Source organism: Pseudomonas sp. FP2309, assembly GCF_030687575.1.
In the GTDB taxonomy this organism is placed as follows: domain Bacteria; phylum Pseudomonadota; class Gammaproteobacteria; order Pseudomonadales; family Pseudomonadaceae; genus Aquipseudomonas.
The window spans coordinates 3,257,134-3,280,355 of the sequence record NZ_CP117439.1; the positions used below are offsets into that span (position 1 = coordinate 3,257,134).

Below are 23,222 nucleotides of genomic sequence, written 5' to 3' on the forward strand. Positions count from 1 at the left end.
CCACGACGCGGTCTAGAAGCAGGTATGCAAAGACTCGATCACCCGCAACTCTTCATCCACCAGGCAGCCGACCTGCCATTTGTCGAAGGTCAGGCACGGATGGGAAGTACCGAAGGAAATGATGTCCCCGATGCGCAGCTCAACCCCTGGCGCCACGACCATGAACGCGTGCTGGTCCATCACCGCCGTGACCTTGCAGGCACTCATGTCATCGCCTTGCGCCGGCACGATGCCCGCCTTGTAGCGTTTGAGCGGCACCGGCAAACCGGCGTCGTAGGCGACGTCGCGTTTGCCTAGGGCGATCACCGCGAAACCCGGCTCGGGCAACGATTGCACATGGGCCCAGACTTCCAGCGCCGGACGCAGGCCCTCGCTCAAGTCGCTGCGACGGTCGAGCACGCAGCACTGCGCGTCTTTGTAAATCCCGTGGTCATGGGCCACGTAGCTGCCGGGGCGCAACACGCTGAGGAAACGGCCGGCGGCGTTCTGCGCTTCAAAGGACTCGGCGATCAGGTCGTACCAGGCCGAGCCTGATGCGGTGATGATCGGCTTGGGCAAGTCGAACGCGCCCGTGTCTTGCAGGTCCACCGCCAGGCGCACCAGGCTGGCGGCGAAGTCGCGGATCCCGCTGATGGCGTGTTCGCCATGGATCACGCCTTCGTAACCTTCAATACCGGTAAGGGCCAGGGCCGGCTGGGCCTTGATGGCGCGAGCCAGATCGCGCACCTCCTGCTCGCTGCGGCAACCGCAACGGCCGCCGACCACGCCATATTCAATCATCACGTTCAGACGCAGACCACGGGCGGCGAAGAACAGGCCCAGGTCGGCGACGTTATCGGGGTGATCGACCATACAGTGGAAATCGAAATCCTTGTCGGCCAGCAATTCGGCGATCAACGCCATGTTCGGCGCGCCCACCAGTTGGTTGGCCATCAACACACGACGCACACCACCGGCATAGGCGGCGCGGGTCTGCACGGCGTTGGCCAGGGTAATACCCCAGGCGCCCTGGGCGATCTGACGCTCAAACAGCGCCGGCATCATGCTGGTTTTGCCGTGGGGTGCCAGTTCGGCGCCGCTGTTACTGACGAAATCCTGCATCCACCGGATGTTGTGTTCCAGCGCCTCGCGATGCAGCACCAGGGCCGGCAGGCTGACGTCGCGGACCAAATGGGCACCGACGGCGGCGGCGCCTTTTTCAACGGCATTGAGGGCAGACATGAAAACTCCTATTCGTTGATGCGGCGGGCGAGGTTGTTGGCGCTTTCGATCAACACCCGGCGATAGTCGTTGTAGTTTTTCAGCGCATCGGCCCGCGGGGCGACGATGCACAGGGTCGCAATGCTGATGCCTTGCGCGTCCCGCACGGGAGCGGCGAAGCAATGGGTAAAGGTGTCGGCCACACTGTCGAAGGAGAAGAACCCATCAAGGGTGGCCTGACGGATTTGCGCCAGAAAAGTGTCCAGCGCCAGGCGCTGGCCGTCCGGCAGGATGAAATCGTCGTGATCGATCAGGTCAACGATCTGCTGATCGCTCAAGTGCCCCAGCAACAGGCGCCCCGAGGCGGTCCAGGGAATGGGCGCGTTTTCGCCGATGTCCGATGAAATCCGGAAGTGCCGTTCACCCTCGCGCATCAGCGCCACGGTGTATTTGCGCCCGTTGAGCAGGCACATCTGCGCGGTCTCGTGGGTCTGGCTGACGATCTCCTGCAAGGCGTGGTCGGCCTCGCGGGTCAGGTCGAAATGACGCAGGTGTGCCTGGCCGAGGAAGTACAGCTGACGACCCAGGTACACGTGACCGTCCTTGCCCACGGTTTCCAGGATGCGCCGCTCAAGCAGGGAGGCGACCAATTCATACACAGTGGACTTGGGGCTGCCGATGCCGCTGGCAATATCATTCGGGCGCAGGGGTTGGCCGACTTCCTTGAGAAAGTCGAGGATATCGAATGCTCGGTCCAGGCCTTTGGCGCGGCGCTTGATGGTGTCTTCGGTCATGGCGGTGTCGGTCCGGTCATAGTGGTCATGCTGCACAGCTGCCGTAGTGGCGCTTGTGCAGCATTCAAATCAGGGCATTTAGCCCTTTTTCTGTAGGCCACGCAATCGATCTCCACCTTGCAATCGACCATCATGTTCGCCTGTACACAGGCGCGCGCAGGCGCGTGCTCAGGGGTGAAGTATTCACCGAACACCTTGTTGAAACTCCAGAAGTCCCGTGGATCTTCCAGCCATACGCCCACGCGCACCACGTCCTTGAGTTCGTAACCGGCTTCTTCGAGGATCGCCACCACATTGCGCATGGTCTGCCGGGTTTGTTCGATGATGCCGCCAGTAATGATTTCACCGTCCACTGCCGGCACCTGGCCCGAGACGTAGAGCCAGCCGTCCGCTTCCACCGCACGGGCGAAAGGACGGGGTTGGCCGCCACCGGCGGTGCTGCCGGCGCCGTAACGAGTAATGCTCATAAAAAATGCTCCTGATTAAAAACGAATGTTCTTCAAAAATTCCGCCAGGCGCGGCGACTGCGGCCGTTCGAAGATGTCTTTCGACGAGCCCTGCTCCTCAATACGCCCCTGGTTCATGAATACGATCTGGTCCGAGACCTCATAGGCAAAGCGCATTTCGTGGGTGACCAGCAACATGGTCATGCCCTCTTCCGCCAGGCCCTTGATCACGCTGAGCACCTCGCCCACCAATTCCGGGTCAAGCGCCGAGGTGACTTCGTCGAACAGCATCAGGCTGGGGTTCATCGCAATCGCCCGGGCAATCGCCACCCGCTGTTGCTGGCCGCCGGACAACTGGCCGGGGAAGTGGTTGCGACGCTCCAGCAGCCCTACGCGGTCCAGCCATTTTTCCGCGAGCGCCACGGCCTCGTCCTTGCCCATCTTCTTCACCTTGAGCAGGCCCAAGGTCACGTTCTGCAACGCGCTCAAATGCGGGAACAGGTTGAATTGCTGAAATGCCATACCGGTCATCGCCCGGTGCTGGGCGATCACCCGCTCAGGGTGCCGCACGCGCCTGCCGTCGAGCTCGCTGTAGCCAATGGATTCGCCGTCCAGGGTGATCTGGCCGCCCTGGAATTCCTCCAGCAGGTTGACGCAGCGCAGCAGCGTGGTCTTGCCCGAGCCGCTGGAGCCGATCAAGGTCACCACGTTGCCGCGCTGCATGGACAAGTCGACACCCTTGAGCACTTCGACCGTGCCGTATTGTTTACGCAGGCCGCGAATGTTCAGCAGCGGCTCGGTTGTTTGAGGTTGGTTCATGGCAAGGCCACCCGCTTTTCAATGTAGCGCCCGAATAACTCAATGGCGTAGTTGATGACAAAGAACATAAAGCCTGCGAACAGGTAGAACTCCAGGGTCATAAAGGTGCGCGCGATGACTTGCTGGGTGCTCAGCAGCAATTCGGCCACGCCGATCACCGAGAGCAAGGTCGAAGCCTTGACGATTTCCGTAGAGGAATTGACCCAGGTCGGCAGGATCTGACGCAGCGCCTGGGGCAACAAGACGTAGGTCAGGGACTGGTAGAACGTCAGCCCGATCGCCTTGCCCGCTTCCAATTGCCCACGGGGAATGGCTTGCAGCGCACCGCGGACGATTTCCGACACGTGGGAGCCGCAGAACAGGGTGAGACCGACCGCACCGGCCTGGAAGGCGCTGATCTGCCAACCGAGGGCCGGCAGCATGTAGAAACACGCCAGCACCAGCACAAACACCGGAGTGCCGCGGATCACATCCACGTAGAGACGAAACGGCGCACGCATCCAGAATTTTCCGTAGGTCAGCACCAGGCCGGCAAAGATGCCGATCAGGGTGCCAAAGATGATCGCCAGCGCCGAGCAATAGATGCTGGTCTGAAACCCCGCCCAGAGGGTGTCCCGGGCGATCCACAACTCATGCAGCCAGCTGGGGGACTCGTACATGCAAACCTCCTTAGCGACGGATTGCCAGACGCTGTTCCAGGTAACGGAGCAGCATGGCAATGAGGTAACAGGCAGCGACGTAGAGCGCGGTCGTGACCAGCCAGGTTTCGATCACCCGGTAGCTTTCAACGTTGATCTTGCGGGCGTAATAGGTCAGCTCGGGTACCGCAATCGCAGCGGCCAGCGAGGTGTCCTTGAACAGCGAGATAAAGTTGTTCGACAGCGCCGGCAGCACGTTGCGCAGCATCACCGGCACGGTGATGTAGGCGCGGATACGCCACTCACCCAGGCCGATCGCCAGCCCGGCTTCACGCAAGCCTTTGGGAATATTCAACAGCCCGGCGCGGAACACCTCGGTGAGGTAGGCGCCGGCGTACAGCGACAGGGTGATGATGAACGAGGGGATCTTGTCCAACCGGATGCCCAGGCTCGGCAACGCGAAGTAGATCAACAGGATCAGCACCAGGATCGGCGTATTGCGGATCACCGTCACGTACACCGAGGCGAAGATTCGCAACGCACGGTGCTTGGACAGCATGGCAAACGCCATCAGCAGGCCGATCACGCAACCGATGGCGATCGACAGCAATGCCAGTTGCAAGCCCAGACCGAGCCCCGCCAGCAACGTGTCGAAATCGCGCCATACGGCGGCAAAGTTCAACTGATAGTTCATGGTCAGCAGTACCTAGTTGGGGCGCCATGACGGGCGCCCCGGTTGTTCCGAATCACTTGAATTCAACAGGAAAACCGATCGCCGGCTCTGGCAGGTCGACACCGAACCACTGTTTGAACGAGGCCTTGTAGGTCGGGAATTCCACACCGGTCATGGCTTCATGCAGCGCAGTGTTGACGAAATTCAGCCAGTCCTGGTCGCCACGCTTGACGGCACACGCATAAGTTTGCGGGCTCCAGGCGTACGCCGGACTGCGGTAGCGGCCCGGGTTCTGCACCATCAGGTATTTGACCGAGGACTGGTCGGTGGCGGCGGCATCGGCGCGACCAGAGTTCACGGCCTGGTACATCAGGTCGACGCTGTCGTACTGGTCGACCTTGGCTTTGGGCAACGCCTGGTGCACCAGTTCTTCGGCGTACACGTTTTGCAGCACCGCCACGGTGACGCCGTCGCCGGCCGCCTGCAGGTCTTCAATCTCTTTGTACTTGCTGTTGGCCGGCAACAGCAGACCCACCCCTTCGCGGTAGTACGGCAGGGTGAACGCCACCTGCTGGGCACGGCTGGCGGTGACGGTGATGAACTGACAGCTCATGTCGACCTTGTCGGTCAGCAAGTTGGGAATACGTGCGTCGGACGACTGCACCACGAACTCGACCTTGGTCGGGTCGTTGAACAGCCCTTTGGCCACGATGCGGCCGATGTCGATATCAAAACCCTGCAACTTGCCATCCGCTCCCTGGAAGTGCCACGGCGCATTGGTACTGCCTGTACCCACGATCAGGTGCCCACGCTTGAGCACGTTGTCGAGCTTGCTGTCCGCCGCCTGCACGATGCCTGCGAGGGAAGCCGATGCGGCGAAGAGAAAAACACACGCTGTAAACACGGAAGGTCGGTGATGCATGACAAGCACTCCAAGGGTTGTGTATTCCGCTATACCGGAACTTAGTATGTAACAACGGAATAGACAGCAGAAAGTGTGCCACACATCTGAAGGGCAACCTATCGTCGTCATAAACTCGTTTCTAATCAGCTAGATGGACGGAGCCAGGAGATGAGGCGTTGCGCCAGCATCTGAAATCAAATTGCTACCGAAGGCCCCACGCAGGGGTGACAGCGCCACGGAGGTGCATCACCGCCCCGTTACCGGGCATGACCGCCCATGGAAACTTCCTCGGGCTGAATTGGCGGTTGGCCCCGCAAAATGACAACGCGAGCGCGTCTACCTGTGAAGGTTGACAGTAGACGCTGGGAATCCTGTGACTTAGCGTACCCACGACAACATTAAAGCCGGGTGCACAAGGAGGTTCTCATGGGCGTAATCACTTCGGTTATCAAGGACCTTGATGAGTACCATCGGATCCTGAAGAAACACACGCTGGTCATCGTGCTGTTTACCTCACCGTACTGCCAGGCATGTCTCGGGCTTGGCCCACGCTTCCACCGCGTTGCCGAACGGTACGCCGACCGCGTCAAAAGCCTGCTGCTGGACACCAGCCAAACCCCGAGAATCGACGGCGTGGACGGAACCCCTACCCTGGTGGTGTACAAAAATGCCCTTGAGGTAGAAAACCTCAAGGGCATCGGTGAACCGCAGGAACAGGAAGCGATCCTGGAGGAAGTATTCAGTGACTATGCGCCAACGGTACTAACGCCACCTGTGTCACCCGTCGCTCCTCCACCGCCGCAACCGTCAAGCGCCAGCCCTCATGTTCCAGGCTATCGCCCACCCTTGGCAGGCGATCGAGCAGACTCACTACCAACCCTGCCAGGGTTTGATAATCCTGGGTCGCGACCGCCTTGAAGCCGGTACGCTGACGCACTTGATTGAGGTTCAAGGCGCCGTTGGCACGGAAGCCACCGCCTTCCTCGACAATATCCGGCCCCTCGATCTCACTGGCATCCGGTAACTCACCGGCGATGGACTCAAGGATGTCGGTCATGCTCAATACGCCCATGAAATCCCCGAATTCATTGATCACAAAGGCGATATGGGTCGATTCCTGGCGCATCTGCTCCAGGGCATTGAGGATCGAGAAACTCTCCAGCAGGTTGATCGCACGTCGCGCCAAGTGCTCCAGGTTTGGCTCGTTGCCGGCCAGGTACTCCTTGAGCAACTCCTTCTTGTGCACAAAGCCCAAGGGCTCATCCACCGCGCCATTACGGATCAGCGGCAAGCGCGAGTAGGACGAATGCATCAGCTTCAGGCGAATCGTGTCGGCATCATCGGCCAGGTCGATGAAGTCGACCGTGGCCCGCGGCGTCATCAGGGTGCGGATCGGCCGCTCGGCCAATTGCAGCACACCGCTGATCATGACCCGCTCACGGCGGTCGAACAGCGGGCCTTGCGCGGCGTCCGACTCACCCAGCAGGTCGGCCACCTCTTCACCCACGTCTTCCACCGCCAGACTGCGACCGCCAAGCAAGCGCATCACCGCATGAGCAGTACGCTCACGCACCGGCAACACACCTTGTGCCGACTTCTTGCGACGGGCGCGGGCGATCTGGTTGAACACTTCGATCAGGATCGAGAACCCGATCGCCGCGTACAGGTAGCCCTTGGGAATATGGAAACCCAGGCCTTCGGCGGTCAGGGCAAAACCGATCATCATCAAAAAGCCCAGACACAGCATGATCACGGTGGGATGGGCGTTGACGAAGCGCGTCAGCGGCTTGCTGGCGACGATCATCAGGCCAATGGAAATGATCACCGCGATCATCATCACCGCCAGTTCGTCGACCATGCCGACGGCCGTAATCACCGCATCCAGGGAGAACACCGCGTCGAGTACCACGATCTGCGCCACGATCGGCCAGAACATCGCGTACGCCACATTGCCGGTGCGCTGGGCCACATGGCCCTCCAGGCGTTCGTGCAATTCCATGGTGGCCTTGAACAGCAGGAACACACCACCGAAGAGCATGATCAGGTCACGGCCGGAGAAACTCTTGTCGAACACCTCGAACAGCGGCTGGGTGAGCGTCACGAGCCAGGAAATACTCGCCAGCAGGCCCAGGCGCATGAGCAATGCCAGGGACAAACCGATCAACCGCGCACGGTCGCGCTGCTCCGGCGGCAGCTTGTCCGCCAGGATCGCGATAAACACCAGGTTGTCGATACCCAGCACCAGTTCCAGCACAATCAAGGTCAACAGGCCGAGCCAGGCCGTTGGATCCGCTAACCATTCCATTTATAGAGTCTCTGTATTCGAAATATTCAAAATGCCGGGCACGACAAAGTGCGGTCCATGGGGCCGGACCAAGGGTAGTCGACGGAATACGGGGGGCTTTAGCGGTAACGGCAGCAACGGATGTCTTGGGGAAAGACGACTGGGGGGCTCCGAGAGGGTGTTCATGCATGTCCTGCGATTAGAAAAGGACCTGAATCCTACAACCGAAGAGCAGATTTCCTTCAGAGCTAAATCATTACAAAATCTGTAACCCCAGCCACGGCAAGGCTTATGGGGTAAGGGCTGGCTTGCGAAGCGACCCTGTGAGCCGAGAGTTGCTTTGTCGGCTACACCGCCTTCGCAAAAGAGCTCGCCCCACAGGGTGCCGCTATTTTCAGGTATGGATTACCAGAAGCGCTGCTGGGTCAAGCGGCTCCACCAGGTCAGCAGTACGCGGTCCACAGAGCCGCTGGCCGCCAGGCCGACGCGTTCCTGCAGGCTCTTGCGCTCGGCGTAATGCAGGTGGAATACCTCGGCGGTCTTGGCCTTGGTGGCCAGGTATTCGTCGCTGGTCTGCAGCTCGTCGACCAGTTGTTTGTCGAGGGCTGCCACGCCCAGCCACACTTCACCCGTGGCGACTTCATCAATGGCCAGTTGCGGGCGATAGCGCGACACGAAGTTTTTGAACAGCTGATGGGTGATGTCCAGGTCTTCCTGGAACTTCTCGCGCCCCTTCTCGGTGTTTTCGCCAAACACAGTGAGGGTGCGTTTATATTCACCGGCGGTCAGCACTTCAAAGTCGATGTCGTGTTTTTTCAGCAGGCGGTTGACGTTGGGCAACTGCGCGACCACGCCGATGGAACCGAGGATGGCGAACGGTGCGCTGATGATCTTCTCGCCGATGCACGCCATCATGTAGCCGCCGCTGGCCGCGACCTTGTCGATGCACACGGTCAACGGCACGCCCGCCTGGCGGATACGCGCCAGTTGCGAGGAAGCCAGGCCGTAGCTGTGCACCATGCCGCCGCCGCTTTCCAGGCGCAGCACCACTTCATCCTTCGGCGTGGCCAGGCTGAGCAGTGCGGTGATCTCGTGGCGCAGGCTTTCGGTGGCCGAGGCTTTGATGTCGCCGTCGAAGTCCAGCACGAACACCCGTGGCTTGGGCTCGGCTTTGTTTTTGCTGTTCTTTTTTTCGGTTTTACTTTCGGACTTGCGCAGGGCCTTGAGTTGGTCCTTGTCGAGCAAAGTCGATTCCAGCCGCTCACGCAGGCCTTTGTAAAAGTCATTGAGCTTGTTGACCTGCAGTTGCCCGGCAGATTTACGACGACCCTTGCTGCGCAGCGCCGCGAAGCTGATCAGTACCACCAGAATAGCGACCACCAGAGTGACGGTCTTCGCCAGAAAACTCGCGTATTCGGCCAGAAAATCCATGTTGCTCCTTACCAATGCAGTGCGCCACGCGCGGATTGCCCCAGCATACCGGCGGCACTGTCTTCGAGCCAGCGCTCAAACCTTGCCGACGCGCCTCCAACGAGCTTTTAAAACAAGCGTATGTTTTTTCATTGACAGCTCTCCGGCATCCTCATAACCTCGCCAGACTTTCAACGTACCGGGAAAACGGACGTGGGCAGCATCTATCTGATTCGACATGGCCAGGCCTCCTTCGGTGCAGACGACTATGACGTGCTGTCGCCCGTAGGCGTGGAGCAAGCGCAAGTGCTCGGCCAACACCTGGCTGACCTCGGCGTGGTATTCGACCGCTGCATTGCCGGCGACCTGCGCCGCCAGCAGCACACCGCCACCGCCGCCTTCGATCGCTACACAGCGCTCGGCCTGCCGGTTCCCGACCTGGAGACCGACAGCGCCTTCAATGAATTCGATGCCGACGCGATTATTCGCGCCCTGCTCCCCGACCTGCTCACCACCGAACCCGACGCACTGGACATCCTGCGTAACGCCGCGCAAAACCGCGGCGAATTCCAGCGCATCTTCGCCCTGATCATCGACCGCTGGCTGGCCGGAACGTATGACCCGCCCGGCCTGGAAAGCTGGCTGGGGTTTGTCGAACGCGTCCAGGCGGGCTTGCAACGCATTCTTGAAACGGCGGACAACTCGCACAAAGTCGCGGTGTTTACCTCCGGCGGCACCATCACCGCCCTGCTCCACCTGATTACCCGAATGCCTGCCGCCCAGGCCTTCGAACTGAACTGGCAAATTGTTAACACCTCGCTCAACCAGCTGAAATTCCGCGGGCGCGAGGTGGCACTGGCTTCCTTCAACAGTCATACCCACTTGCAACTGTTGAAGGCGCCGCAACTCATCACCTTCCGATGAAATGCGGCCAACCGTGACCCCAAGGTCACTGGACTCCACCCTAAAGGATCGAAACCATGACTGACGTAGCTAAAGCTGTAGAAGCAATGAAAGCCAAATTCAACCCAAGCGCTGCCGACGGCCTGGACCTGGTATTCGGTTTCCGCATTGACGACACCAAGAACTTTTCGCTGATCGTCAAAGACAACACCTGCGAGCTGCAGGAAGGCGAAAACCCGGACGCCCAAGTGACCCTGGTCATGGACAGCGAAACCCTGGAAGGTATCGTCGATGGCTCCACCGACGGCATGCAGGCCTTTATGGGCGGAAAGCTGCGCACCGAAGGCGACATGATGCTGGCGATGAAGCTAAGCGAGCTGTTCCCTTCCTGATTCAAGGGCAACCCTGAATCCCAATGGGAGCGGACACGTCCGCTCCCATTTTTTTTCGCGTTAGATTTTCGGTTGCAACAGCAACGCCACCAGCGCACTCCACCCGGTTTGATGGGAGGCCCCCAACCCACGCCCGGTCTCGCCATGAAAATATTCATGGAACAACACTAAATCACGACTCGCCGGGTCCGCTTCCAACTGCGCATACCCTGCCATTGAAGGGCGCAGGCCATTTTCATCGCGAAGAAACAACCCCGTCAGACGCTGACTTAAGCTGTCCGCCACTTCCTCCAGCGACGACAGATAACCGCTGCCCGTCGGGTACTCCACCGAGAAGTCATCCGCGTAGTAACGGTGAAACTCGCGCAGCGATTCGATCAGCATGTAATTGACCGGCATCCATACCGGCCCCCGCCAATTCGAGTTGCCGCCGTACAGGCGCGAATCGGATTCGCCCGGTTGATAGCGCGCGCACAGCGTGTCGCCATTGAGCTTCAACGCCAGAGGCTGCTCAGCGAAGGCCTTGGACAGGGAACGCACACCAAAGCTTGAGAGGAACTCACGGTCATCGAGCATGCGCCGCAGCAGATCCTTGGTGCGTTCGCCGCGTAACAGCGCCAGCAGCAGGCGATTGCCTTGCCCCGGCTCGTTCCAGCGCGAGACCAACTTAGCCAGGTCCGGTCGGTGCTTCATAAAACCCAGCAAGCGCTCACGCAAACCTTGCAACCCTTCGTGTTCACGTTGCTCCAGCACCAGCACGGCAAACAGCGGCATCAGGCCGACAATCGAACGCAGGCGTACGGGCTCGTTCTGGCCGTCGGGGCGGTGAAGCACATCGTAGAAAAACAAGTCCTGCTCATCCCACAGGCCATCGGCGCTGTCATCGACGCGGTTGATGGCACCGGCGATGTACAGAAAATGCTCGAAAAACTTCACCGCAATATCCACGTACACGCCATTGCGCTTGGCCAGTTCCAGGGCGATACGCATCAGGTCCAGCGCATACGCCGCGACCCACGCAGTGCCGTCGGCCTGATCCAATTGATACCCCGGCGGCAAGGCGGTCGAACGGTCGAACAAGGCGATGTTGTCCAGCCCGAGGAACCCGCCCTGGAACAGGTTGCGACCCTCGGCGTCCTTGCGGTTGACCCACCAGGAAAAGTTCAGCAGGAGCTTGTGGAAAATCCGCTCGAGGAAATCCATGTCGCCGACGCCGGTCATCGCCTTGTCTTGCTGGTACACCCGCCAGGTGGCCCAGGCATGGACCGGAGGGTTGGCGTCGTCGAACCGCCATTCATAGGCTGGCAGTTGGCCGTTGGGGTGCATGAAGCGGTCCTTCACCAGCAGCAACAACTGATGCTTGGCATACCCCGGATCGATCAGCGCGATCGCCACCGCCTGGAAGCCCTGGTCCCAGGACGCGTACCAGGGGTATTCCCAGGTGTCGGGCATGGACAGGATGTCGAAATTCGATAAGTGCCGCCAATGGGTGTTGCGGATATGCAGGCGCTCGGGCGGTGGCGCCGGTTGGGCGGGGTCGCCATCGAGCCAGCCGTTCACGTCGAAATAATAGAGTTGCTTGGACCACAGCAAACCGGCCAGGGCCTGGCGCTGTACGTTGCGCGCGTCGGCATCGGCGATGCCGTGTTGCAGCGCGGCATAGAAGTCGTCGGCTTCCTGACGACGTTGCTCGAACAGCTTGCGCGCATTGACCGGTGGTGCCTGCATAGGCGCAAAGCGCAGGTACAGGGTTTGGCTTTGCAGGCCCGCCAGCTCAAGGATGAACCGCGCGGCGACCTTGGTGCCGCGGTCACGGCGAATCGCCGTCTCCTGCCCGTGCACCACGTAATCGTTGATGCCGTCCTTGAATGGCCCCGGCGCCGCCAGCCCGTCCAGTGTGACAACGTTGCTCTCGTTTTCGCAGAACAGCCACTCCATGCCGTCCTGGCCCCAGGCAGTCAGTTGGCGATCTGGCAATTCGTGATGACGGGCCACCACTCGTTCACCGTCCAGGCGCAACTGCGGCTTGGGTGCATCAACGGTCCAGCTCCAGTCATTGCGCGCCCACAGCTGGGGCAGCACCTGCACGCGGGTCGGCTGATCCGAACGGTTGTGCAGCGTGACACGCATGAAGATATCGTCAGGCTGATGCTTGGCGTACTCGACGCTGACGTCGCAATAGCGATTGTCTTCAAAGACGCCGGTGTCGAGGATTTCATACTCGGCATCCGCCAGCCCGCGACGGGCGTTTTCGCTGATCAGGTCGCTGTAGGGAAAAGCCCCATGGGGGTATTTGTAGAGCATGCGCATGTAGGCATGGCTCGGGACACCGTCGACGAAAAAGTACAGTTCCTTGACGTCTTCACCGTGGTTGCCTTCGGCATTGGTGAGGCCGAACAGACGTTCCTTGAGGATCGCATCACGTTCGTTCCACAGTGCCAGCCCCAGGCACCAGCGTTGCGCTCTGTCGCTGAAACCGGCCAAGCCGTCCTCGCCCCAGCGGTAGGCACGGCTGCGGGCATGTTCGTGGGGAAAATAGCGCCAGGCGTCGCCATCGGCGCTGTAGTCCTCGCGCACCGTGCCCCACTGGCGCTCGCTCAGGTATGGGCCCCAATCGCGCCAACGCTCGGCATCCTCGGTCGCCAGGCGTTGGCCTTCAATCGTTTGGGTTATGGGCGTGGCCGTCATGGGTCCTCCTCCACCTGCACAGTGAGGTGCAGTGTAGGACCCATCCACGCCCGGATGCACATGAAGACTTAGAAGATGGCGTAGGTGTAGTTGAAGATCAGGCGGGTCTGGTCCTGGTCGGCGGTGCCGGTGTTTTTTCCGTGATAGGTACCGGTACGCAGCGTGGTACCGAAGCCTTTCAGAGGACCGGCCTGCACTACGTAGTCCAAACGGAAGTCGGCTTCGTTTTCTTTCTGGTCAGGACCACCGGCAACGCTGGACTTGATGTCCTTACCGTCCAGATAGGCCACGGACGCCTTCAGCCCCGGTACGTAGGCCTTGAAGTCATAGGCATACTGACCAAAGTTGACCTGCTCGCCCGCTCGGGAGAACTGGCCGACCACCGCGTCGGTGAACAGATAGAAGTCGCTGCCGCCGGCGCCTTGCGCGTGCGGGTCGGCCAGGCTGCCCTGGTTGACCCAGACAAAGCCGCCGTCATCCCCTACGCCGATGTGGCCGAGCATCAGGCTGCTGCCGCCCAACTGATAAGTGAAGGCAGCACTGTAGGTTTTGTTGTCCACTTCGCCAGCATGCCTGGCATAGCCGCCGTTGTTGTTGAACGCATAGCCGCTCGAGCCATTCTTGCCGTCGCTGGTGCTGTCGAAGTAGCGCAGGTCGGTCTTGAAGGACTGGTCATTGCCCAACGGCAATACGTGCACCAGACCGACGTAGTTCTGTTTGTAGAAGTCTTGCAACTGGGCGTAGTAGTACTGCAGCGTCAGGTTTTTCGCGAGGGTGTTATCGGAAAACCCGAAGGGCTTGTAGTCCACACCACCGAACTTGAAGCTGTCGCTGTCGCGCTGACCACCGGCGACACTCAAGCCCGTGGCGTTACTCGATGCACGACCTTCTGCACGGTTCAGTTCACCGCCGGTAAAGGTCACGTTGGGAATGTCGTTCGAGGTCAGCACGCCGCCGTCGAACGTCTGCGGCGCCACACGACTGTCGTTGGCCACCAGGATCGGCAACACCGGCGCCAGGCCGCCACCGACATGCAATTCGGTCTGGGAAATACGGAACTTCACATTCCCCGCCGCACGGCCAAAGGAGTCGGCAGGTTCAGTGCCGTTGTTCCTGGTCGGGAAGAAGCTGTTGCCGTTACCCGCCAGACCTGGGCCCGCTGCGTGGCCATCGCCACCGTCCAGGCGCAAGGCGCCGAACCCCATCACATCAAAGCCCACACCCACGGTGCCCTGGGTAAAGCCGGACTTGTAGTCAAAGCGCAGCGCCGTGGCCGCTTCGCGCAAGTCATTGTTGGTACCCGAACGGTTGTCGGCGCTGTAGTACATGGTCCGCGAACTGACGGACGCATGGCTGTCCTCCAGAAAACCGCTGTGACCGTTGCCGGTGCCCAGCGAACCGAGCCCGAAATCATCCGCGCAAGCCTGTTGTGCAAGCACGGCGGCGGTGATGGATAACGCCAGTGTAGATAGCTTCATGAACGACGGCCCCTAAACGTTTTTTTATGTGATGTGTGTGCAAACGGCGTTTTCATCCCTACAACCGTGACGATTGTTTCATGAGGTCCGGGGCAGACTCCGTGAAGAAAAAGTTAGAAAAACCGCTCGAAAATGAAGTTTCGGCACAGGCGTTTTTTGTCATATTCAGGTCATCCCATTCATTTGCAGAATGAAGTCCAGAGGAATCTTCGTTTGCAAGGCGGCCTGCAGCCCAACAAGATCCAGCAAAAGGCCATGCCCCACTCCACCGCCATCAGGAATTTTTCTATGCCCAGTTCCTTACATGTGAGCCCGGATGAGATCCGCAAGGGCTTTTCCCAGGCCATGTCCGCGATGTACCGAGATGAAGTTCCGCTGTACGGCGCGCTGATGGCGCTGGTGGCCGAGACCAATACCCGCGTGCTCGACGCCGAACCGGACCTGGCCCGACAGCTGCAACGCACCGGCGAGATCCAGCGCCTGGACATGGAGCGCCACGGCGCCATCCGCCTGGGCACCGCGGCGGAACTGGCCACCATCTGCCGCCTGTTTGGGGTGATGGGCATGCAACCGGTGGGCTACTACGACCTCACCCCAGCCGGCGTGCCCGTGCACTCAACGGCGTTTCGCGCGGTGCATGAAGACGCGCTGCAAACCAGCCCGTTTCGCGTGTTCACCTCCTTGTTGCGCCTGGAGTTGATCGAGAACCCTGACCTGCGCGCCTTCGCAGCCGCCGCCCTGGCCAAGCGCTCGATCTTCACCCCTCGCGCCCTCGCCCTGATCGAGCAAGCGGAACAAGACGGCGGCCTTAACACCGACGACGCCGCCGAATTTATCCGTCAGGCCCTGGAAACCTTCCGCTGGCACCACACCGCCACCGTCACCGCCGCGCAGTACCAACAGCTCAGCGACCAGCACCGCCTGATCGCCGACGTGGTCGCCTTCAAGGGCCCGCACATCAACCACCTCACCCCGCGCACCCTGGACATCGACCAAGTGCAGGCCGCCATGCCCGGCAAAGGCATCACCCCCAAAGCCGTGATAGAAGGCCCACCGCGCCGCCAATGCCCGATCCTGTTGCGCCAGACCAGTTTCAAGGCCCTCGACGAAGCCATCGCCTTCACCGACGCCAGAGGCAGCCACAGCGCGCGCTTCGGTGAAATCGAACAACGTGGCGTCGCACTCACCCCCAAGGGGCGCGCGCTGTATGACCGATTGCTCAATGCCGCCCGCGACGAATTGGGCGCGTTCCCCAACGACACCAACGCCGCGCGCTACATGCAATTGATGGAACAACACTTCCAGGTCTTCCCCGACAACCATGCGCACATGCGTGAGCAGGGCCTGGCCTACTTCCGCTACTTCGCCACAGAAAAGGGCCTTTTGGCACGCGGCAGCGCCAATCAGCCGCGCACACTGGAGGCGCTGATCGCCGCCGGCCATGTCGATGTGGAGCCGTTGGTGTATGAGGATTTTCTACCGGTGAGCGCGGCGGGGATCTTCCAGTCGAACCTGGGGGATGCCGCACAAAGTCATTACGCTGCGAACTCGAATCAAGCCGAGTTCGAGCAAGCGCTGGGGCGCAAGACCCTTGATGAATTGACGCTTTATGACGAGACGCAACAGCGGTCGATGGATGAGTGCATGGAAGCACTGAACGCCTGAAACAAGATGCCACCCGGCTCATCGACGCAGTCCTTGCGCCGCAACAGTCCCCGGAGCCGGGTGGGCGCAGGGCATCACAAAGACAGAGTCACGCGATGCCCCGCCGGTAAATCCGGGCAAAACCTGATTCGTATCAGGCGTCCAATCGTCCGGCGATCTGGTCTTTTATCAGCAGGCGTTTCTTCTTCAGCACTTCCACCTCCCTGTCGTCGGCTTTGCGTGATTCGGCCTCCAGCACGTCTCCATCGGCAGCGTCGTATTGCGTGAGCAGCGAGTCCAGGCGTTTATCGCTCGCCCTGCGTTCGTGAACAACTTCCTTGCTCAATCCCAAGTCCTGATACAGGTCGTGTTTCACTGGCATGGCTTACCTCCGCAAGTTGATCAATGGCTTACGCACTTGAAGCTAGACCATTGCGAGGGGTCTTGTCATGTTTACGCTCAATACATCCCCGTTCGTCGCGGTAACGCCGATGGGATCAAACCTTTGCGGCGCCCGGCCCTCCACACTAGATCGCCACTCGAGGGAGACCGGTTCATGACTAACGCTGCCACCACTGTCGACACCCTGTGCATCAACACCCTGCGCACCCTGGCGATGGACGCCGTACAAAAGGCCAATTCCGGCCACCCCGGCACGCCCATGGGCCTGGCACCAGTGGGATACACGCTGTGGAGCCGCTTCCTGCGCTATCACCCCGAACATCCCGACTGGCCTAACCGCGACCGGTTTGTGTTGTCAGTGGGGCATGCGTCGATGCTGCTGTATTCGCTGCTGCACCTGGCCGGCGTGGTAGAGATCGATGCCAAGGGTAAACGCACCGGGCAGCCGGCGATAAGCCTGGACGATATCCAGCAGTTTCGTCAGGCCGACTCAAAGACCCCAGGGCACCCGGAATACCGCATGACCACTGGCGTGGAAACCACCACCGGGCCACTCGGCCAGGGCTGCGCCAACAGCGTGGGCATGGCCATGGCCGAGCGGTGGCTGGCCGAGCGTTACAACCGCGACGGCCAGGTGCTGTTCGACTACAACGTCTACACCCTGTGCGGCGACGGCGACATGATGGAAGGCGTCAGCAGCGAAGCGGCGTCCATGGCCGGGCACCTGAAGCTGGATAACCTGTGCTGGATCTACGACAACAACACCATCAGCATCGAAGGCCACACTGAGTTGGCCTTCAGCGAGGACGTGATCAAGCGGTTCCAGGCCTACGGCTGGCACACCTTGCACGTGACCGACGCCAATGACTTGCACGCCCTGAGCACCGCCCTGGCGACCTTCCAGGCCAACACCGGCGCACCAACCCTGATCGTGGTCGACAGCGTGATCGGCTACGGCTCGCCCCATAAACACAACACCGCCGCCGCCCATGGCGAGCCGTTGGGTGACGAGGAAATCCGCCTGACCAAGGCCGCGTATGGCTGGCCGCAGGATTCGAGCTTTCTGGTGCCCGATGAAGCACGCACGGTGCTGCGCGATGCCCTGCACGCCCGGGCCGAACCGTTGCTGCAGCAGTGGAACCAGACCCTGGCAGACCTCGACCCGCTATTGGCCGATGAATTGCAGCGCATGCGCGCCGGAGAAATGCCCACGCAATGGCAGGCCGAATTACCCGATTTTGCCGCCGACGCGAAGGGCGTTGCCAGTCGCGCCTGCGGTGGTGAAGTGCTGAATGCCTTCGCCAGGCACATCCCCTGGCTGCTCGGCGGCTCGGCGGATTTGTCGCCGTCGACCAAGACCAACCTCACTTTTGACGGTGCGGGACGCTTCAGTGCCGACGACTACAGCGGGCGCAACCTGCATTTCGGTATCCGTGAACACGCCATGGGCGCGATTGCCAATGGCATGGCGCTGTCCTACCTGCGCCCGTACACCTCGACCTTCCTGGTGTTCAGCGACTACATGAAACCGCCGATCCGCCTGGCGGCGATCATGGAGTTGCCGGTGGTGTTCGTGTTCACCCACGACTCCATCGGCGTCGGTGAGGATGGCCCCACGCACCAACCCATCGAACAGCTGACCCAGCTACGCGCCACACCGGGCCTGCTGACCCTGCGCCCAGGCGATGCCAATGAAACACGAGAACTGTGGAAAGTCGCCCTGGCGCAAACCCATCGACCCAGTTGCCTGGTGCTGTCGCGCCAGCCGCTGCCGACGCTGGACCGCACGCAGTATGCAGCGGCATCCGGAGCGGCCAGGGGCGCTTATGTGCTGGCCGCCGCGCAGGAGCCGCAGGTGATCCTGATCGGCACGGGCAGCGAAGTGAGTTTGGTCGTGGCCGCGTATGAGCGGCTCACAAAAGAAGGGATTGCCGCGCAGGTCGTGTCGATGCCCAGTTGGGAGTTGTTCGAAGAACAGGACCAGGCCTATCGCGACAGCGTGCTGCCGCCGACGTTGAAAGCCCGGGTGGTGGTTGAACAGGCCGGCCCGTTGGGGTGGGACCGTTATGTGGGGCAGACCGGCGACAAGGTGGTGATGAACAGCTTTGGCGCCTCGGCGCCGCTGGCCAAGTTGCAGGAGAAGTTCGGGTTTACCGTTGAGCACGTCGTGAGCCAGGCCAGGCAACAAATCGAACGCGCCAATCGCTGACCATTATGGTGAGCGAGCTTGCCTCGCGCGGGCAAACCCGCTCACCACAAAAGCCCGGCGGTCGTACGGCCTAATTCAGCGCTCGGGCCAGGAAGGGCGCAGTGCGGCTCTTCTTGCTCCGGGCCACCTTCTGCGGCGGACCGCTGGCAACCACCTGCCCGCCAAGGTCGCCTGCGCCTGGGCCGATATCGATCACCCAGTCACTCTGGGCCACCACGCGCATCTCATGCTCCACCACAACCACCGTGTGTCCTGCATCCACCAGGTTATTGAGTTGGCTGAGCAGGCGGTCCACATCCCGCGGGTGCAACCCGGTCGTTGGCTCATCCAACACATACAAGGTCGCGCCCCGTGCGTTGCGTTGCAATTCAGTGGCCAGCTTGATGCGTTGCGCTTCGCCACCGGACAGCTCGGTGGCCGGCTGTCCCAGCCGCAGATAGCCCAGGCCGATATCGCGCAACACCTGCAGCGAGCGCAGTACGCCTGGCTGTTCGGCAAACACCTCGACCGCCTGTTCCACGGTCAGCGCCAACACCTGGGCGATGCTCAAGCCCTGCCATGTGATCGCCAACGTTTCGGGGTTGTAGCGCGCGCCATGGCAGGTCGGGCACGGCGCATAGACGCTGGGCATGAACAACAATTCAACGCTGACAAACCCCTCTCCTTCGCAGTTCGGGCAACGGCCTTTGGCGACGTTGAAGGAGAACTGCCCGGCATCGTACTGGCGCTTTTTCGCCGCCGGTGTGGCGGCGAACAATTTGCGCACGTTGTCGAACAGCCCGGTGTAGGTGGCCAGGTTCGAGCGTGGGGTGCGGCCGATGGGTTTCTGGTCCACCTGCACCAGGCGGCGGATGTGCTCCAGCCCGGCGCTGATGTGCCCACCACTGGTTTGCGGCGCGTCGTCTTCCAGGCTCGGTTCGTCGTCGTTTTCCACCACGCGCCCGAGCCCGCTGCCCACCAGTTCCAACAGCGCCTGACTGACCAGGCTCGACTTGCCCGAGCCGGAAATACCGGTCACGGCAGTAAAGCAGCCCAGCGGAAACGCCACACTCAGGTCGTTGAGGTTATTGCGCGTCACCCCCGCCAGCTTCAACCAGGCGCTGGGCTCGCGGCGCACCCGATGCGAGGTGCCCGGCTCGGCAAACAGGTACGCGCGGGTCTGAGAGGCCTGCACATCGGCCAAGCCGGCCGGCGGGCCGCTGTACAACACTTGGCCGCCATGCTCGCCGGCAGCCGGGCCCACATCGATCAGCCAGTCGGCGCGGCGCATGGTTTCCAGGTCGTGCTCCACCACAAACAGTGAATTGCCCGCCGCCTTCAAGCGCTCAAGCGCGATGAACAGCGCTTCACCATCGGCAGGGTGTAACCCCGCCGACGGTTCATCCAGCACATAGATCACGCCAAACAGTTGCGAACCCAATTGAGTGGCCAGACGCAAACGTTGCAACTCGCCGGACGACAACGTCGGCGTACTGCGCTCCAGGGACAGGTAACCCAACCCCAGCTCGGTCAAGGTGCTGACCCGCTCGAGCAAATCCTGGGCAATGCGCTGCGCCGCCAGGCGTTTTTCCACAGACAGTTTCATCCTGTCCTGCCCCGCCGCCACCGGCCGCAGCAGTTCGGCCAGTTGCGCTAGCGACAACTGCGATAACTCACCGATGTCCACCCCGGCAAACTTCACCGACAACGCCGCCCTGGTCAGGCGCTTGCCCTCGCACAACGGGCACGGGCTGCCCTGCATGAATTGCGCGACGCGCTTTTTCATCAGCGCACTTTGGGTGTGGGTGAAGGTGTGCAGGATATAACGCCGCGCGCCGCTGAATGTGCCTTGGTAACTCGGCTCCAGCTTGCGTTTGAGTGCGTCGCGGGTTTGCTTCGGGGTGAGACCGGCGTACACCGGCACAGTGGGGGTTTCTTCGGTGAACAGGATCCAGTCGCGCTGCTTTTTCGGCAGGTCGCGCCACGGGATATCCACGTCGTAGCCCAGGGTCACCAGGATGTCGCGCAGGTTCTGGCCCTGCCAGGCCAGCGGCCAGGCGGCCACCGCGCGCTGGCGAATCGTCAGTGAGGGGTCGGGCACCATCAATGCCTCGGTCACCTCATACACGCGCCCCAAACCGTGGCATTGCGGGCAGGCGCCCTGGGGCAGGTTCGGTGAAAAGTCCTCGGCGTACAGCATCGGCTGCCCCGCCGGGTAGCTGCCGGCGCGGGAGTAAAGCATGCGGATAAGGCTCGACAAGGTGGTGACGCTGCCCACCGACGAGCGCGCACTCGGCGTGCCGCGTTGCTGTTGCAGGGCCACGGCGGGCGGCAGGCCTTCGATGCTGTCCACATCGGGCACGCCCACTTGATCGATCAAGCGCCGCGCATAGGGCGCCACCGACTCGAAATAGCGCCGCTGGGCCTCGGCATACACCGTGGAAAATGCCAGGGACGATTTGCCCGAGCCCGACACCCCGGTAAACACCACCAGGGCATCGCGGGGGATGTCCACATCGACATTACGCAGGTTGTGTTCGCGAGCGCCGCGCACCCGCACAAAACCTGGGCGTTGGGCAGTGATCGGGGGGATGTTGCGCTGGGACGTCATGGTCAACCTTGTCTGGCGGTGAGCACGCGGCGCACCCGTAGCGTCAGGGCTTCGGGGCTGTAGGGCTTGCTCAGCAGATGAATATCGGGGCTCAGCAAGTGGTTGCTGGAGAGGATGTCGCGGGTGTGCCCGGAGGTGAACAACACCGGCACGGGGGGCTGTTGCTGGCGGGCCCAGTCGGCCAGGTCGGTGCTCTTGACCCGGCCAGGCATGACCACGTCGGTGAAAATCAGGTCCGGTTGCAGGCCGCCTTGTAACTTGAGGATGGCCTGGTCACCGTCTTCAGCGGTGAGCACGGTGTAGCCCGATTGTTCGAGCACCTCCACCACGGTCAGGCGCACGCCTTCATTGTCTTCCACCACCAGGATGGTTTCCTGGCCGCCCATCGACGCCACAGGCTCGGACGGCGACTCCTGGCATTCCTCGCCCAGGCTGCGTGGAAAATACAACTGCACCACGGTGCCCTGGCCTTCTGCGCTACACACGTCGACATGCCCGCCACTCTGGCGCACGAAGCCGAACACCATGCTCAAGCCCAGGCCGGTACCGTGTCCGTCGCGCTTGGTGGTGAAGAACGGCTCGAAGACCTTGGCCTGGATGGCCGGCGACATGCCCACCCCGGTGTCACTCACCGCCAGGCGCACATACTCGCCGGGGCTGATGCTTTTGCCGATGCAGTCGTTGGGATTGAGGATGATGTTTTCGCCGGTGATGCGAATCACGCCCTCGCCTTTCATGGCATCGCGGGCATTGATCGCCAGGTTGAGCAAGGCATTTTCCAACTGGTTGCGGTCAACGTGGATGCACCAGGGGTCTGTGGGCAATTGCACATCCAGGTGGATGGTTTCGCCCAGCGCGCGCTGCAACAGTTCGCCGAGGTTTTCGTAGATGCGCAAGGGGTTGTACACCGCCGGCGACAGCGGCTGGCGCCGGGCAAAGGCGAGCAATTGCGCCGACAGCTTGGCGCCACGCTCCACCGCCGCAATCGCGGCACTGACGCGACGCTGCACCTGAGGGTTGTCCGGCTCATGGCGGGCCAGCAGATGCAGATTTCCGGAGATCACTTGCAACAGGTTATTGAAGTCGTGCGCCACGCCGCCGGTGAGGCCACCGATGGCTTCGAGTTTTTGCGACTGGCGCAACTGGTCTTCAGCGACCGAGCGCGCCTGCACTTCGGCGGCGACGCGCTTTTCGAGGTTATGGGTGAGTTCCTGGCGCACCTGCTCGGACTTCACCAGTTCGGTGGTCTCGACCACGATGGCCAGCACCCCGGCCGGTTGCTGATCGTCACCGGCGACGGGGCTGTAATACAGGTCCAGCCAGACCGTTTCCGGCTGCCCATTGCGCAGCAGCACCAGGTCCTTGTTGTTGAACGACAAGGTGCCGCCGGCCAGGCAGGTGTCCACCACGTGGCGGTTGAAATCCGCCACTTCGGGCCACCCCAATTCCACCGGCGTGCCCAGCAGGTACGGGTGCCGGCCGCCGGCAAATGCCGAGTAGCTGTCGTTGTAGATCATGTAACCCGCCCGCCCCCAGAGCATCACCATGGGCACCGGCGAGGCGAGCATCATCTGCACGGTACACGCAAGGCTGGTGGACCATTGGTCGATCGGCCCGAGGTCGGTGGTCGACCAATCGAACCCACGAATACGCTGGGCCATTTCACCGGCCCAACCTTCACAGCCATGGGGGTTGGATAAGAATTGCATCGTTTGGCTCAAGGCAAAGAGAAGACAGTCGCCATTTTT

General features: G+C 61.3%; 17 protein-coding genes and 2 pseudogenes. 5 read left to right on the plus strand and 14 right to left on the minus strand.

Going from position 1 to position 23,222, the window contains the following annotated elements; genetic code table 11:
- Nucleotides 1-12: 12 nt before the first annotated feature.
- The 7 genes and pseudogenes from PSH59_RS14755 to PSH59_RS14785 form a co-directional block, all read right to left on the minus strand.
- Nucleotides 13-1,221, minus strand: coding sequence for an amino acid deaminase (locus PSH59_RS14755; RefSeq protein WP_248083469.1), 1,209 nt, complete (start codon nt 1,219-1,221; stop codon nt 13-15).
- A gap of 8 nt (nt 1,222-1,229) precedes the next feature.
- The gene (locus PSH59_RS14760) at nt 1,230-1,994 is read right to left on the minus strand and encodes an IclR family transcriptional regulator (RefSeq protein WP_248083470.1); all 765 of its coding nucleotides are present in this window, start codon (nt 1,992-1,994) and stop codon (nt 1,230-1,232) included.
- 83 nt (nt 1,995-2,077) lie between these two features.
- Nucleotides 2,078-2,461 (minus strand): annotated as a pseudogene (locus tag PSH59_RS14765) (RidA family protein); the annotation flags it as partial.
- A gap of 15 nt (nt 2,462-2,476) precedes the next feature.
- Complete coding sequence (locus PSH59_RS14770; protein WP_248083471.1) at nt 2,477-3,259, minus strand: amino acid ABC transporter ATP-binding protein; 783 nt, start codon at nt 3,257-3,259, stop codon at nt 2,477-2,479.
- Nucleotides 3,256-3,918 (minus strand): amino acid ABC transporter permease, encoded by a 663-nt coding sequence (locus PSH59_RS14775; RefSeq protein ID WP_248083472.1) that lies wholly within the window; start codon nt 3,916-3,918, stop codon nt 3,256-3,258. The genes PSH59_RS14770 and PSH59_RS14775 overlap by 4 nt, the downstream gene beginning before the upstream one ends.
- Nucleotides 3,919-3,928: 10 nt before the next feature.
- Nucleotides 3,929-4,591: an amino acid ABC transporter permease gene (locus tag PSH59_RS14780; RefSeq protein WP_065878346.1), complete on the minus strand. Its 663-nt coding sequence runs from the start codon at nt 4,589-4,591 to the stop codon at nt 3,929-3,931.
- A 52-nt stretch (nt 4,592-4,643) separates the two neighbouring features.
- Nucleotides 4,644-5,492 (minus strand): transporter substrate-binding domain-containing protein, encoded by an 849-nt coding sequence (locus PSH59_RS14785; RefSeq protein WP_248083473.1) that lies wholly within the window; start codon nt 5,490-5,492, stop codon nt 4,644-4,646.
- Nucleotides 5,493-5,900: 408 nt separating this feature from the next.
- On the opposite strand from PSH59_RS14785, the pseudogene PSH59_RS26390 reads away from it, so the two are divergent.
- Nucleotides 5,901-6,119, plus strand: a pseudogene (locus PSH59_RS26390) (thioredoxin family protein); the annotation flags it as partial.
- Nucleotides 6,120-6,213: 94 nt separating this feature from the next.
- On the opposite strand, the gene PSH59_RS14790 reads toward PSH59_RS26390, so the two are convergent.
- Both PSH59_RS14790 and sohB read right to left on the minus strand, forming a co-directional pair.
- The gene (locus tag PSH59_RS14790; protein ID WP_305393035.1) at nt 6,214-7,779 is read right to left on the minus strand and encodes a TerC family protein; all 1,566 of its coding nucleotides are present in this window, start codon (nt 7,777-7,779) and stop codon (nt 6,214-6,216) included.
- 384 nt (nt 7,780-8,163) lie between these two features.
- Nucleotides 8,164-9,189, minus strand: a complete 1,026-nt coding sequence (gene sohB / locus PSH59_RS14795) for a protease SohB (protein ID WP_305393036.1) — start codon at nt 9,187-9,189, stop codon at nt 8,164-8,166.
- Between the two features lie 192 nt (nt 9,190-9,381).
- Between sohB and PSH59_RS14800 the strand changes: the two genes are divergently transcribed.
- Nucleotides 9,382-10,092: a histidine phosphatase family protein gene (locus PSH59_RS14800; protein ID WP_248083476.1), complete on the plus strand. Its 711-nt coding sequence runs from the start codon at nt 9,382-9,384 to the stop codon at nt 10,090-10,092.
- 56 nt (nt 10,093-10,148) lie between these two features.
- The gene (locus tag PSH59_RS14805) at nt 10,149-10,463 is read left to right on the plus strand and encodes an SCP2 sterol-binding domain-containing protein (RefSeq protein WP_248083477.1); all 315 of its coding nucleotides are present in this window, start codon (nt 10,149-10,151) and stop codon (nt 10,461-10,463) included.
- A gap of 60 nt (nt 10,464-10,523) precedes the next feature.
- Here PSH59_RS14805 and PSH59_RS14810 read toward each other — a convergent pair whose 3' ends face one another.
- The gene (locus tag PSH59_RS14810; protein WP_305393037.1) at nt 10,524-13,151 is read right to left on the minus strand and encodes a glucosidase; all 2,628 of its coding nucleotides are present in this window, start codon (nt 13,149-13,151) and stop codon (nt 10,524-10,526) included.
- Between the two features lie 68 nt (nt 13,152-13,219).
- The gene (locus tag PSH59_RS14815) at nt 13,220-14,629 is read right to left on the minus strand and encodes an OprD family outer membrane porin (RefSeq protein ID WP_248083479.1); all 1,410 of its coding nucleotides are present in this window, start codon (nt 14,627-14,629) and stop codon (nt 13,220-13,222) included.
- A 288-nt stretch (nt 14,630-14,917) separates the two neighbouring features.
- Here PSH59_RS14815 and PSH59_RS14820 point away from each other — a divergent pair, with 288 nt between their 5' ends.
- Nucleotides 14,918-16,294, plus strand: a complete 1,377-nt coding sequence (locus PSH59_RS14820; RefSeq protein WP_305393038.1) for a VOC family protein — start codon at nt 14,918-14,920, stop codon at nt 16,292-16,294.
- A 133-nt stretch (nt 16,295-16,427) separates the two neighbouring features.
- Here the strand turns inward: PSH59_RS14820 and PSH59_RS14825 are convergent, their stop codons facing one another.
- Complete coding sequence (locus PSH59_RS14825; protein ID WP_248083481.1) at nt 16,428-16,655, minus strand: YdcH family protein; 228 nt, start codon at nt 16,653-16,655, stop codon at nt 16,428-16,430.
- 174 nt (nt 16,656-16,829) lie between these two features.
- Between PSH59_RS14825 and tkt the strand changes: the two genes are divergently transcribed.
- The gene (tkt, locus tag PSH59_RS14830) at nt 16,830-18,884 is read left to right on the plus strand and encodes a transketolase (RefSeq protein ID WP_305393039.1); all 2,055 of its coding nucleotides are present in this window, start codon (nt 16,830-16,832) and stop codon (nt 18,882-18,884) included.
- 70 nt (nt 18,885-18,954) lie between these two features.
- Here the strand turns inward: tkt and PSH59_RS14835 are convergent, their stop codons facing one another.
- Both PSH59_RS14835 and PSH59_RS14840 read right to left on the minus strand, forming a co-directional pair.
- On the minus strand, nt 18,955-21,474 hold the full coding sequence (locus PSH59_RS14835; RefSeq protein ID WP_248083483.1) for an excinuclease ABC subunit UvrA: 2,520 nt from the start codon (nt 21,472-21,474) through the stop codon (nt 18,955-18,957).
- A gap of 2 nt (nt 21,475-21,476) precedes the next feature.
- Nucleotides 21,477-23,183, minus strand: coding sequence for an ATP-binding protein (locus tag PSH59_RS14840; protein ID WP_248083484.1), 1,707 nt, complete (start codon nt 23,181-23,183; stop codon nt 21,477-21,479).
- Nucleotides 23,184-23,222 lie beyond the last annotated feature (39 nt).

Bases quoted from the DNA above. Each gene is read 5' to 3' on its own strand.
- PSH59_RS14755 (WP_248083469.1), bottom strand. From the start codon at position 1,221: ATGTCTGCCCTCAATGCCGTTGAAAAAGGCGCCGCCGCCGTCGGTGCC.
- PSH59_RS14760 (WP_248083470.1), bottom strand. From the start codon at position 1,994: ATGACCGAAGACACCATCAAGCGCCGCGCCAAAGGCCTGGACCGAGCA.
- PSH59_RS14770 (WP_248083471.1), bottom strand. From the start codon at position 3,259: ATGAACCAACCTCAAACAACCGAGCCGCTGCTGAACATTCGCGGCCTG.
- PSH59_RS14775 (WP_248083472.1), bottom strand. From the start codon at position 3,918: ATGTACGAGTCCCCCAGCTGGCTGCATGAGTTGTGGATCGCCCGGGAC.
- PSH59_RS14780 (WP_065878346.1), bottom strand. From the start codon at position 4,591: ATGAACTATCAGTTGAACTTTGCCGCCGTATGGCGCGATTTCGACACG.
- PSH59_RS14785 (WP_248083473.1), bottom strand. From the start codon at position 5,492: ATGCATCACCGACCTTCCGTGTTTACAGCGTGTGTTTTTCTCTTCGCC.
- PSH59_RS14790 (WP_305393035.1), bottom strand. From the start codon at position 7,779: ATGGAATGGTTAGCGGATCCAACGGCCTGGCTCGGCCTGTTGACCTTG.
- sohB (WP_305393036.1), bottom strand. From the start codon at position 9,189: ATGGATTTTCTGGCCGAATACGCGAGTTTTCTGGCGAAGACCGTCACT.
- PSH59_RS14805 (WP_248083477.1), top strand. From the start codon at position 10,149: ATGACTGACGTAGCTAAAGCTGTAGAAGCAATGAAAGCCAAATTCAAC.
- PSH59_RS14810 (WP_305393037.1), bottom strand. From the start codon at position 13,151: ATGACGGCCACGCCCATAACCCAAACGATTGAAGGCCAACGCCTGGCG.
- PSH59_RS14815 (WP_248083479.1), bottom strand. From the start codon at position 14,629: ATGAAGCTATCTACACTGGCGTTATCCATCACCGCCGCCGTGCTTGCA.
- PSH59_RS14820 (WP_305393038.1), top strand. From the start codon at position 14,918: ATGCCCAGTTCCTTACATGTGAGCCCGGATGAGATCCGCAAGGGCTTT.
- PSH59_RS14825 (WP_248083481.1), bottom strand. From the start codon at position 16,655: ATGCCAGTGAAACACGACCTGTATCAGGACTTGGGATTGAGCAAGGAA.
- tkt (WP_305393039.1), top strand. From the start codon at position 16,830: ATGACTAACGCTGCCACCACTGTCGACACCCTGTGCATCAACACCCTG.
- PSH59_RS14835 (WP_248083483.1), bottom strand. From the start codon at position 21,474: ATGACGTCCCAGCGCAACATCCCCCCGATCACTGCCCAACGCCCAGGT.
- PSH59_RS14840 (WP_248083484.1), bottom strand. From the start codon at position 23,183: ATGCAATTCTTATCCAACCCCCATGGCTGTGAAGGTTGGGCCGGTGAA.